This window comes from Pseudolysinimonas sp. (assembly GCF_039912695.1).
GTDB lineage: Bacteria > Actinomycetota > Actinomycetes > Actinomycetales > Microbacteriaceae > Pseudolysinimonas_A.
Window position 1 is genome coordinate 26,634 of record NZ_JBDSPJ010000017.1, and the last position, 12,441, is coordinate 39,074.

Here is a 12,441-nt window from a genome sequence, read left to right on the forward strand (position 1 = left end):
TTCAAGCCTCCGGGAGCGGTACCGAGAAGTTTCAACTTCAGCTTGAAGTTGAGAATCTCTCTCAGTACGATGATTCGCCCTTACGGTAAGCGCGAGAGCTGGCAACGCCCCGGACATCCGTGCGCGTGTCGTCAGTCGGCGTGAAAGACCGCGCTCCCCGGTGCGGAGACGTCGTACTCCCCCGGACCGCTGCCGGCGAAGCGGGCGAGCAACGCTGCAAGAACCTCCGCCTTGCGGGTCGAACTATCTGCGCTCCCCCAGACCACCCGTTGGGCGCTGTCGCTCAAGGTCAGAGTGACATCGTCGTGGGTTTGGGCTGAGACCGAGTCGACTTGAGAAGAGACCGCCGCCGGGAGCGCGATCAGTACTTGACTCATCGCTGCGAATCCCTGACCGCTGACCCCATCCGCATCCACGACGAGAAGCGGCAAACCTGCCGGTCGAGTCGCCGACGACGCTAAGACCACTCCCGCAGCGTCAACGCTGTCGAATCCGGACGCCGTCGCCACGAGACCGATCGGCGAACGTTCAACGATGTGGATGACGAGGGTTCCTGGCGGGATGAGTTCTGTCACATAGCTGCGGATCGTCGGAAACTGCGAGAGATCGCTCTCGAGGCGCGCGGTGTCGATGAGTGCCAACGGAGTACCCAGCTGACCCGAGACAGCGTTCGCAACGACCACAGGATCGAGGCTGGCGGCGCCCTCGACCCGCACGTCGCGCAGCGCGAGGATCGGCGAATACACCGCGGTGAGGACGAGGGCCGCCATGACGCTCACAATCGCGAGAGCAATCGTCCACCCGAGGCGACGACTCCGAGCGCGGCGGGTGAAGCGTTTGACCTCGGCCTTTTCGTAGCGCCTACGCACCCGCTGGGCGGACCGCGATTCGCGCGAGGACGACGCTCGTTCGCGCTTCGTGGTCGTCCCTGCGCCGCGACGTGTCGCCACCTGGGGCTCGCCGCGGATCGGTGCCGGCTTTCGCGGCAACGCAGCGGCACGCGGGGTGGGTGCGGGCTTCGGAGACGGACTGGGCTGACCGCCGGGCCGGTCGGGGCGCTTCACCTGTCGAGTGCCGCGACGAGTTGAGGGATGATTCGGTAGACATCACCGCAGGACAGCGTCATCACGAGGTCCCCCGGACGAGCAAGTTCCGCGACTCGGTTGGCTGCGTCTTGCCAGTCGGGCACGTAGTCGACCCGCGATGGATCGTGGAATCGCTCCGCGACGAGCGCGCCGGTCACCCCTTCGATCGGGTCTTCTCGCGCGCCGTAGACGTCGAGGACGACGGTGTGATCAGCAAGCCGCTCGTACGCTTCCGCGAACTCGCCGGCCATGGCTCGAGTGCGGCTGTACAGGTGCGGTTGGTGAACGGCGATGACACGACCCTCGCCAACGACCGAACGTGCCGTCTCAAGCGCTGCGACAACCTCGGTCGGATGGTGCGCGTAGTCGTCAAAAACACGCACCCCGTGCACTGTCGCGTGCAGTTCGAAGCGACGACCGGTGCCCGCAAAAACGCCGAGCACGCGAGCCGCCTCGGTCGGGTCGAAGCCCAGCCCCACGAGTACGGCAAACACCCCGGCCGCATTGAGGGCGTTGTGTGCTCCCGCCACGGCAAGCCGGGTGGGGTAGCCGTGCCCCGCGTACTGCAACGTGAACGCGAGAGTCTCGCCCGCATCCAGATCGGTGATGCGGATGTCGGCATCCTCAGCGTGCCCGAACGTCAACGCCGTCACCGTGCTCGCAATCGTCGCGCGCGCGGCAACAGCTCGCGCGCCCGGATTGTCAGCCGAGGTGACCAGCAGCTCAGCCGCCCGGGACGCGAAGGCGACGAAAGCATCCTCGACCGCTTCTTCCGACCCGTAGTGATCGAGGTGATCGGTGTCGAGGTTCGTGATCAGTGCCACCGCAGGGTCATAGAGCAGGAACGACCCGTCTGACTCGTCGGCTTCGATCACCCAGAGCTCGCCAGATCCGTATCCCGAGCTGCGTCCGGTTTCGGCAAGAACTCCGCCGCTAACGAAACTCGGGTCGACCGCGAGCTCACGAAGCGCCGTGACCACCATCCCGGTCGAGGTCGTCTTGCCGTGCGCACCCGCGACGGCGATCAGGCGCGCACCGCGCACCAGCCAGGCCAGCGCATTCGCCCGATGCAGGACCGGGATGCCGCGGCGCAGCGCCTCCTGATACTCGGGGTTTTCTTGCCACAGAGCACCCGTAACGACGAGCGTGTCGGCGTCCGCGACGTGAGCGGCATCATGGCCAATCCAGATCTGAGCGCCGGCCTCCCGCAGATCTTGGACTGCAGCCGAGTCGCTGCGATCCGACCCGGTCACCTGATGGCCCGCCTCCAGGAAGAGTCGGGCGATGCCGCTCATTCCTGAGCCGCCGATCCCGACGAAGTGGAGCTTGCCCAACTCGGTCGGGAGCTCGAGCTCGAGGTCGGGCTTGATCATCGGATCAACGCTACCGGTGCCCTGAGGGGTGCGCTGAGGAACGCGCGTCGCGCTGCGCCTGCAGAACCAGATCGACCATCGCATCCGCGGCATCCCGCACGCCGATTGCCGCCATCCTGGCCGCCATGTCGGCAACCCGCTCCGGGCGCGCGAGCAACGCGACGAGGGTCGACTCGACCCAGGCAGGGGTGAAGGCGGCATCGGTGACGAGCAGCGCTCCCCCGGCCTCGACGGCCCCTCGAGCGTTGAGTACCTGCTCGCCGTTACCGACGGCGTAGGGCACGTAGACCGCAGGCACTCCCACGGCCGCGAGCTCGGAGACTGTTGTCGCCCCGGCCCGCGACACCGCGAGGTCGGCCACCGCGAGGGCAAGTTCCATCCGATCGCAATACTCGACGACCCGGTAGCCCTCGAGCCCAGGATCGGTGACCGGCGACCGCGACCCGGTGATGTGCAACACCTGCCAGCCGCTGCCGAGGATTGCCGCCACGGATGCCGACACCGTCTCGTTGAGGCGCCGAGCCCCCGTCGACCCCCCGGTCACGAGCAGCACGGGTCGCTCGCCGAGGTCGAAGAACTGTCGCGCTGCGGTGCGTGCTGACGGGATGTCGAGTCGCTCGATCTCCCGCCGGAGCGGGAGGCCCAGCAGCCGTGCGTGCGGCAGCCGGGTTCCGGCGAAAGTCACCGCGACGAACCTCGTCCACCGGGCACCGAGACGATTCGCGATTCCCGGCTTGGCGTTTTGTTCGTGGATGACGATCGGCACCCTCTCGAGCCGTGCCGCGCGATACGCCGGAGCTGACGCGTAGCCGCCGAAGCCGACCACGACATCCACCCCCCGGTCCCGCAATATCCTGCGCGTCTGTCCAACGGCCGCGCCCCAGCGACCCGGGAATCGCAGTGCGTCCCGGTTCGGCCGACGCGGAAAGGGCAGCCGCGGCACGGTCAGCAACTCGTACCCGCGCGCCGGGACGAGCCGCGCCTCCAGCCCCTCGGCCGTTCCGAGGACGAGCACCTCAGCATCCGGTTCGCGCTCGCGCAAGCGGTCGGCGGTGGCGAGCAGCGGATTGACGTGGCCGGCGGTTCCCCCGCCGGCGAAAAGGTAGGTGGTCACTGTGCCGTGCCTGGGGTGACCCGTGCGCCGGGTGACCGACGACCGGGACGGTCGTCGGCGCTGGCACCGCGGAGACGGCCAGAAATGGCCGTCTCTCTGGGCGAAGTGCGCGCAAACGACAACACCACCCCGATCGCGGCCATCGTCGTGATGAGCGCCGACCCGCCCGACGAGACGAGGGGTAACGGGACGCCAAGCACCGGGAGCACTCCGAGCACCACCGCGATGTTCACGAATGCCTGGCCGATGATCCAGACCATGGCGACGCTCGTCGCGGTTTTCGCGAACAGATCGCGCACCATGCGAATGATGCGGATGAAGCAGATCGCGAGAAGCACGAACAGAATCAGCACCAGGATGCAGCCGACAAGGCCCAGCTCCTCGCCGATGATCGCGAAGATGAAGTCGTTGTCTGCGGCGGGGAGCCACGCCCATTTCGCGGCCGAATTGCCGAGCCCGACGCCGAAGACTCCGCCGTGCGCGAGCGCCTCCCAGCCGTTGACGCTCTGCCAGCAGTGCAGCCCGTAGAGGACCGGGTCGAGTTTCTTCGGGTCACAACCGGCGAGCCACGCGTCGAAACGTCCGCTGCGTGAGGCGCTCACCGAGATCGCGATCCAGCCGGGGAGCGCGACGGCGGCGAGTGCCGCGAGGATGATCCGGAGCCGCACCCCGGCGAAGAACAGCGCGCCGAGAACGATCGCGAGCAAAATCAGGGCGGTGCCGAGATCGTTGCCGAGCAGGACGAGGACGATGGCCAGTCCGGCGACCGGGAAGATCGGCAGCGCTACGTGCCGCCAATTGTCGAGGAGGTGGCGCTTGGTGGTCAGCACCCAGGCGAGCCAGACGACGAGTGCGAATTTGATGAACTCGGACGGCTGCAGAGTAAACGAGCCGAGGCGGAGCCAGTTGGTGTTGTAGCCGTTTCCGAAACCGAGAGGCGTGAAGACGAGCAGTTGCAGGAGCAACCCGATCCCGACGGCATGCCACGCCCATCTGCGCCAGAAACTGACGGGCGCGCGCGACGCAATCAGCATCACGGGAATTCCGACCAACGCGAAGATTCCCTGCCGAGACGCCTGGGCAAAAAAGTCCCCGTCATCAACGCGCGACTCGATCGATGACGACGACAACACCATCACCAGCCCAAAAGCGAGTAGGAACAGGGTCGTGCCGAGCAGCAAGAAGAACTCGGGCGTCTCCGCGGCGAAAAGCTTGCGAACGGCGACTCGAGCGAACGAAACGGGCTTGTCACCCGCTTCAGGCTGCGGCTTAGAGGGTCGGGGGCTCGGCTTCGCGCGGGGACTCGGCGTCGCGCGCGCCGTCGTCGAGGGCTGGGGCTCGGGGCGCTGCGGTTGAGGGCGCTGCGGTTGGGGGCGCTGCGGTTGAGGGCGCGGAGAGTTCGGGCGCTGCGGCCCCGGACGCACGACCCTCGCCATCGTCGCCTCCCGTCCACTCTCGCACCGCGTCGGCGAACCGCCGTCCGCGATCCGCATAGTCGATGAACTGGTCCATCGAGGCCGCCGCGGGAGCGAGCAACACCACATCTCCCGGTTGGGCATGTGATGCGGCGGCGCGCACCGCGGCAAGCATCACGTCAGTTTCGGTCTCGGGTACCTCGACTACCGGGATGTGGGGCGCGTGTCGTTGGAACGCTGCGCGGAGGGCATCCCGATCGAGACCGACCAAAATCGCCGCCCGCAGGCGCTGCGCGTGCCGCTTGACGAGTGGTGCGGGGTCGACGCCCTTGAGTAGTCCCCCCGCTATCCATACCACCGAGTCGAACGCCTCGAGGGCGGCGTTTGCGGCGTGTGCGTTGGTCGCCTTCGAGTCGTCAACGAACGAGATGCCGCCTACCTCGACCACCATCTCGGTGCGATGGTGGTCCAGTTCGAACGAGCGGATGGCATCCCGAATGTCTCCCGGACTCACGTCGGCCGCTCGAGCCAGTGCGGCTGCGGCGATCACGTTCGCGACCGAGTGCGGTGCCCCGAGACCCGAGCCGCGCAGATCGTCAAGAGTCGCGAGCTCGAGCGCACTGGTGCGCCGATCTTCAAGAAACGCGCGGTCGACCACGATGTCTTCGACGAGCCCCAGGTCGGAGGGACCGGGCAGCCCCAACCCGAAACCAATCGCGCGGCAGCCTTCCTGAACGTCCGCGTCCTCGACCATCTCGCGGGTTGCGGAGTCGGCGAGGTTGTACACACACGCGACCCGCACGTTCTGATACACCTTTGCCTTCGCATCCCGATAGGCATCCCGCGACCCGTGCCAGTCGAGATGATCGTCGTCGAGATTGAGGCAGACGCTCGCAAGTGGGGCGAGCATCCCCCCCTCGTTCGTGTTGATCCAGTGCAACTGATAGCTCGACAGTTCGATCACGAGAACGTCGAAGCCGCCAGGGTCACGGATCGCGTCGAGCACCGGGATGCCGATGTTGCCAGCCGGCGCGGCGCGAAGTCCGCCCGCGACGAGCATCGTGGCGGCGAGCTGCGTCGTGGTCGTCTTGCCGTTGGTGCCGGTCACGCAGATCCACTCGGCCGGCTGCCCGTCGGCGCGCGGCACCTTGTCGCGCAACCGCCAGGCAAGTTCGATGTCACCCCAGATCGGGATGCCGCGCTCGGCCGCCCAAACGAGGAGCGCGTGATCGGGGTGGTAGCCCGGTGAGACCACGACGAGTTGCGGGTCTGCGGCGGGAAGGGCATCCGGAATCGTCGAATCGTCAGGGTGCAGCTCGAGGTTCGCGCCGATGACGTCGAGAAGCTGTCGGTGTTCGTCGGACGCCTTCGCCGCGACGACGAGCACCCGTGCCCCGAGCTCGACGAGGGTGTCAGCAACCGCAAACCCGGTAACACCAACGCCAAAGACTGCGACCCGAAGTTCTGACCAGTCAGCGTGCCAGCTGGTCAGACCCGTGAGGTCCCGCGTGCTCAGCGGCTGACCCACTCAAGGTAGAACGCGCCGACACCGGCTGCGACGAAGAGTGCGGCGATGATCCAGAAGCGCACGACGACGGTGATTTCCGCCCAGCCCTTGAGCTCGAAGTGATGGTGGATGGGGCTCATCAGGAAGATGCGACGTCCCTCCCCGTACCGGCGCTTGGTGATCTTGAACCAGGCGCGCTGGAGGATGACCGACCCCGTCGTCATGATGTGAAGGCCCGCGATCACCACGAGCAGCAGTTCGGTGCGGCTGAGAATCGCCAGTGCAGCGAGCGCTCCGCCGAGGGCCATCGACCCGGTGTCGCCCATAAAGATCTGGGCCGGCGAGGTGTTCCACCACAGGAACCCGATCAGCGCTCCGCAGATCGCCGCTGCCGCAACCGCGAGGTCGATCGGGTCGCGCACCTCGTAACACTTGTACGCCACCGCGTGGTCGAGTGTCCTGCTGAAGCACGACTGGTTGAACTGCCAGAAGCCGATGAAGATGTACGCCCCGATTGCGAAAATCGACGCACCCGCCGCGAGACCGTCAAGTCCGTCGGTGACGTTAACGGCGTTCGAGGTGCTTGTCGTAATGACGTTCACCCAGACCACGAAGAGCACGAAGCCGATGACCGTGCCGAAGGCCGCCAGGTTGAGCCAGCCGATATCGCGAACACCAGAGATGTTGGTTGACGCGGGCGTGAGGCCGTTTTCGTCACGGAAGTTCTCCGTGATCGCGAACACCGCGAACACCGTGCCGATGATGACTTGGCCAGCGATCTTGGTCCAGCCGCCGATGCCGAGGCTGCGCTGCTTGCGCGTCTTGATGAAGTCGTCGATGAAGCCGACGAGTCCGAGGCCGAACGCCATCCCGAAGACGAGCACGCCGACCATCGTCCAGGGAACACCAGCCACCCAGTGCCCAACGATGTAACCGAGGAGTCCCCCGATCAGGAAGACGATGCCGCCCATCGTCGGAGTTCCGCGTTTCGTGTGATGACTGAGTTGCCCCCCGGCGACGCCGTCGTCGCGAATGAACTGACCCCAGCCGAGCCGCCTGAACAGCCGGATGAACAACGGGGTGAGAAAGAGCGTGAAGGCGAGCGAGAAGGCTCCCGCGAAGAGCAGAGCAATCACGCGGTCACCCCGCCCAACGTGTCGCCGAGGAAGCGGAGGCCCGCCGACTTGGAGGACTTCACGAGCACCACGTCGCCCGGCCGGAGTTCCTCACGGAGGAAAGCGTAGGCCGCCTCGGCATCGGCGACGAACACCGACTCCCCGTCCCACGATCCCTCAAGACCAGCAGCTGCATGGATGTGGCGCGCGCGTTCGCCGACCACGACCAGTTGAGCAATGTTGAGCCGCACGACCAGACGGCCGATCCGGTCGTGTTCTTCCTGGGAGTACTCACCCAGTTCGGCCATCTCACCGAGGACGGCAATTGATCGACGGCCGGCCTGCGCCAACTGCGCGAGCGTCTTGAGCGCAGCGGCGGTCGAGTCGGGGCTCGCATTGTAAGCATCGTTGATGACCGTGACGCCGGTCCCGGGATCGAGCAGCTCCATGCGCCAGCGCTCGGCTCGCGGAACAGTCTCGATCGCGGCGATTGCCCGCGCGGCAGGCACGCCGAGTTCGCGAGCGGCCGCCAGGGTCGCAAGAGCGTTCGCGACGTGGTGCTCGCCGAGGATGCGGAGCGTCACCCTTCGACGTTCACCGTCGGCGAGATAGTCAAATGCTGTGCCGTCGATTGTGGCGTCGATGTCGTCCGCCCGCACGTCATTGACCTCCCCCAGGCCGAAACGCACGACGCGTGCCGCGGTGAGGTCGGCCATCGCGGAAACCCGAGGGTCGTCCCCGTTCAGCAGCGCGACGGCATCGGGCGGAAGGTTGGTCACCATCTCGGCCTTCGCGCGCTGGATCGCGTCGATCCCGCCGAACTCGCCCGCGTGCGCAAGGCCCACCTTCAGAACGATGCCGATATCGGGGACAACGATCGCGATCAGACGGGCGATCTCCCCGATCTTGCTGGCCCCCATCTCGACGACCAGGTACTCGGTGTCTTCGTCGATTCGCAGCATCGACATGGGTGCACCGACGTGGTTATTGAACGACCCTTCGGGTACGACGGTTCGGCCCTCCGCAGCGAGCACCGCGTGCAGAAGATTCTTCGTCGTGGTTTTGCCATTCGAGCCCGTGACTGCGACGACCCGCAGGCGTCCGAGAGCACGCACGCGCGCGACGACCACGCGGGCGAGCGCGGCGAGTGCAGTCACGCCGTCATCGACGACGATCACGGCCGCCCCCGCATCCGTTTCGCGCTCCGCCACGATCAGCGCGGCGCCCGCGTCAACAGCCGCGCCGACGAAAAGCGCGCCGTCGGTGTGCTCACCGGGCAGAGCGAAGAACACCGATCCAGCGGTGACGAGCCGCGAGTCGGTCTCGACACTGCCGGTAATCACGGCGTCGGGTTCGCCCCGCACAATCCTGCCGCCGAGAGCATCCGCGATCTCGGTCAGGGTGAGAGCGATCACCAGCCGGCCCCGCGCAGAGCCTCTCGGGCAAGTTCGCGTGCGGAATACGGCGTCCGCTGGCCCTCGATGTCGCGATAGTCCTGGTGACCGGGACCTGCCCAGAGAATCGAATCGCCTTCTTTGGCGAGCGAAACCGCTTTCACAATCGCGGCCTCGGGTGGACTTACCTCGTAAGTCTCGGGTTGGTGCTGGGCGAGTTGCGCGCCCGCAAGGAGGGTCTGTCGAATCTCCGCCGGGTTTTCGAACCGTGGATGGTGATCGGTCACGATGAGGATGTCGCTGCCCTCCGCCGCGACTCGCCCCATGTCGAGCCGCTTCGTCTTGTCGCGGTCGCCGTCGGCACCGAAAACCATGATCGTGCGCCCGGTCGTGAATTGCCGAACCGCGGCGAGGGTGTTTTCAAACGCGTCAGGGCTGTGCCCGAAGTCGACGTAGACGCTGGGACCGCGGTCGCCCGACACCCGTTCAGTGCGCCCCGGGAGGTAGGCCTGGATGCCGCCATCGGCATCCAGCGCGCTGCCAATTGCCGCGAGTTCGAAACCGGCCTCGACAAGCATGACAATTCCGAGGGCAGCGTTTGCGGCCATGTGCCACCCGATCAGCGGTTCACGGGTGACCAGACTGCGCCCCTCCGGACCACTCAGGCGGAACTCGGTGTACGCGGCGGTGGCATCAAGGATCTCGACCGTCCAGTCGGCGCCTGCGACATCTTCGGCAGAGGCATGACCGATCGTCGCGATCGTCGTGACCGGCACTCGTGCCGCCTCGACGACCCGCGCGCCATAGGCCGTATCGAGACAGACGACGGCGCGCTTGGCGAGGTCGGGCTGGAAGAGGGGAAGTTTTGCCTGGAAATAGCGCTCCATCGCCAGCTCGACGGTCTCAGCACGATAGTCGTCGAGATGGTCGTGGCTCAGGTTGGTGAAGCCCACGACATCGAACAGCAGCCCGTCAACGCGGTGGTGGGTGAGGGCTTGAGCGCTGACTTCGATCGCGACCGCACGAACTCCCCCCTCGCGCATCCGGGCGAGCAGCGCGTGCATCTCGCTCGCTTCGGGAGTCGTCAGCCGGCTCACGATCGTCAGGTCGCCGATGTGCCGCTCAGCGGTCGACGACAGACCGGTCACGAGCCCCAGTTGTTTGAGGGTGGCCTCCAACAGATACGAGGTTGAGGTCTTGCCGTTGGTTCCCGTGGTGCCAAACAGCAACGGGGTCTGCTCGCGGGTGCGGTAGACCCAGGCGGAGACCTCGCCCAAGGCGAGCCGCGGGTTCTCGACGATCAGGATCGGCAGGCCCGAATCTGTCGCGAGGTCGGCGCCTTCGGCGTCAGTCAGCAGCGCGACCGCGCCACCCTCCCTCGCCTGTGCCGCGTAGGAGGCGCCGTGGACGCCCTTGAGCCCTTGAACACCGACAAAGAGGTCGCCGGGGTGAAGGTCACCGGTGCTGAGCGTCACGCCCGAGATCTCGAGACCGTCGACAGAGCCGCGGTGCTCGACACCGAACTCCTGCACGAATCCGGCGAGCGAGCGGGGCGAAACGTGCTCCGGCCGGAGGACCGGGGGGATCCTGGAACTCAGGCCCGTCTCCTCTCGCTACGTTGTCATTCCGACCCTGCGGGCCGCGAATTGCGCCCTCCGGCTACCAGGTGAGCGGGAGGCTCGGAGCCGTTTCCGTCGACGGGGTGACCCGGAACGTTTTGATGACCTGCTCCATGATCGCGTGGTACGCGGGGGCCGCTGCTGCCGACGACTTAATCGTATCGGGCTTCGCAAAAGTAACCACCATGGCGTACTCGGGATGATCTGCCGGAAAGACGCCGGCCAGCGAGACGATGCGGTCGGCGCCGTATCCTCCGTTGGCCGCCACCTCTGCCGTGCCGGTCTTTGCCGCGATGCGGTACCCGGGGATGCTGATGACGTTGCGCAGGGCCCCTTGGCTCGCGACGGTCTCCATCATCTGCAGGGTGGTGTTTGCCGCGTACTCGGAGACCACGCGGGTGCCCGTCTCCACCGGCACGTCGCTCCAGCTGCCGTCTGGGTGCTCGCACCCAGAGACGAGGGTCAGCGGAAGTCGGACGCCGCCGTTGCCGAGCGTCTGGTACAGGCCGAGCATCTGCGCGCTCGTGACGGTGATCCCCTGACCGAACATCTGGGTTCGTTGGCTAATCGAGTCGATAGTGGCTGCGCCCTGCACATCCCCAGCCTCCTCGCCGAGGAAGCCGGCGGCGGTCGGGGTGCCGAAGCCGAAGGCGGTGAAGTAGTCGTGCTTCTGCTGCTCGGTCAGCTGTTCGCTCAGCATCACTGTCCCGATGTTGGAGGAGTTCATCAGGATGCCGGTGGCCGTCAGGCGCAAGTCGCCGTGGGACCACACATCGGTGATGCTCGTTCCGGCGGGCAGACCGTCACGGTAGGCCGACGGAACGACGACCTGAGTACTTGGGGTGATCAGGCCCTGGTCCAGCAATGCGGCGAACGCGACGGGCTTCATGATCGAGCCGGGCTCGAACGGGGCGGTGAAGCTGCGTGCACCCGAGTCGGCCGCGCTGACCGAATTCAAGTTGTTGGGGTCAATCGAGGGCCAGTCAGCTGCTGCCACGATCTCGCCCGTCGAAACCCGGACGACCATCGCGGTGCCCCAGTCCGCACCGACAGCCTGACCTTGCGTGGCGAGGGCCTGCTGCGCGAACCAGTTCAAGTCGGAGTCGATCGTGAGGTGGACCGTTCCGCCGTTGACGGGTTGCTCCGATACGACGGTGCTCCCCGGGAGCCGCACGCCATCCTCACTGCGTTCGTAGGTCGATGACCCGTTGGTCGCGGCCAGGCAGGTGTTCTGCTGGTACTCGGTACCGGCCAAGGGTCCGTCGGTGCCGATAAAGCCGACGAGGTTGCCCGCTGTCGCGCCACTCGGGTAGCTGCGCGAGGGATGAAGTTCTACGTACAGCCACGGAATTTGAAGCGCGCTGACGGACTGGAACTGCGCAAGCGTGACGTGCTTCACGAGGTAGGTGAAATCAGACTCTGGGTTGACAGCAAGGGCCTCACTAATGGAGGTCGACAGATCGGCGGGAACCGCGCCCGTCAACTCCGCGATCTTCGCGAAGACGTCGCTGGTGGCAACCTCAGTGCGTACGCCGTTGACAGTCATCGACGTAGTCGTCCCTATGTTGCGCGGTGACGCGGTGATGTCGAACCGTTCGACGCTGTCGGCGAGCACCACCCCGTTGGCATCGACGATGCTCCCCCGCGTTCCATAGGTGGTCACCGAAATTTCACGCCTCGACTCCGCAGCGGCCGTCAACTCCGAGGCGCGCACAACCTGGATGTCGACCAACTTGACGACGAAGATGCCGACGACAGCTAGGACCGCACAAATGGTGAGCGCGAGTCGTCGTCGGGTGCTGCGGGCATGAGGCATGGA

At 66.2% G+C, this 12,441-nt stretch carries 9 protein-coding genes; all 9 read right to left on the reverse strand.

Going from position 1 to position 12,441, the window contains the following annotated elements:
• Positions 1-131: 131 nt before the first annotated feature.
• Complete coding sequence (locus ABIR17_RS06605) at positions 132-869, reverse strand: FtsQ-type POTRA domain-containing protein (RefSeq protein ID WP_348003585.1); 738 nt, start codon at positions 867-869, stop codon at positions 132-134.
• Between the two features lie 191 nt (positions 870-1,060).
• On the reverse strand, positions 1,061-2,458 hold the full coding sequence (murC, locus tag ABIR17_RS06610) for a UDP-N-acetylmuramate--L-alanine ligase (protein WP_348003586.1): 1,398 nt from the start codon (positions 2,456-2,458) through the stop codon (positions 1,061-1,063).
• A gap of 10 nt (positions 2,459-2,468) precedes the next feature.
• A complete protein-coding gene (locus ABIR17_RS06615; RefSeq protein ID WP_348003587.1) occupies positions 2,469-3,572 on the reverse strand; it encodes a UDP-N-acetylglucosamine--N-acetylmuramyl-(pentapeptide) pyrophosphoryl-undecaprenol N-acetylglucosamine transferase in 1,104 nt (367 codons plus the stop codon).
• Positions 3,569-4,753, reverse strand: a complete 1,185-nt coding sequence (gene ftsW, locus ABIR17_RS06620; RefSeq protein ID WP_348003588.1) for a putative lipid II flippase FtsW — start codon at positions 4,751-4,753, stop codon at positions 3,569-3,571. Before ftsW ends, ABIR17_RS06615 begins: the two co-directional genes overlap by 4 nt.
• A gap of 88 nt (positions 4,754-4,841) precedes the next feature.
• Entirely contained in the window at positions 4,842-6,515 is a 1,674-nt protein-coding gene (gene murD / locus ABIR17_RS06625; protein ID WP_348003589.1) for a UDP-N-acetylmuramoyl-L-alanine--D-glutamate ligase, read from the reverse strand.
• The gene (mraY, locus tag ABIR17_RS06630) at positions 6,500-7,630 is read right to left on the reverse strand and encodes a phospho-N-acetylmuramoyl-pentapeptide-transferase (protein WP_348003590.1); all 1,131 of its coding nucleotides are present in this window, start codon (positions 7,628-7,630) and stop codon (positions 6,500-6,502) included. The genes murD and mraY overlap by 16 nt, the downstream gene beginning before the upstream one ends.
• Positions 7,627-9,024: a UDP-N-acetylmuramoyl-tripeptide--D-alanyl-D-alanine ligase gene (gene murF, locus ABIR17_RS06635; RefSeq protein WP_348003591.1), complete on the reverse strand. Its 1,398-nt coding sequence runs from the start codon at positions 9,022-9,024 to the stop codon at positions 7,627-7,629. The genes mraY and murF overlap by 4 nt, the downstream gene beginning before the upstream one ends.
• Complete coding sequence (locus ABIR17_RS06640) at positions 9,021-10,535, reverse strand: UDP-N-acetylmuramoyl-L-alanyl-D-glutamate--2,6-diaminopimelate ligase (protein WP_348003592.1); 1,515 nt, start codon at positions 10,533-10,535, stop codon at positions 9,021-9,023. The genes murF and ABIR17_RS06640 overlap by 4 nt, the downstream gene beginning before the upstream one ends.
• Before the next feature lie 127 nt (positions 10,536-10,662).
• Positions 10,663-12,438: a penicillin-binding protein 2 gene (locus ABIR17_RS06645; protein WP_348003593.1), complete on the reverse strand. Its 1,776-nt coding sequence runs from the start codon at positions 12,436-12,438 to the stop codon at positions 10,663-10,665.
• Positions 12,439-12,441: the final 3 nt, after the last annotated feature.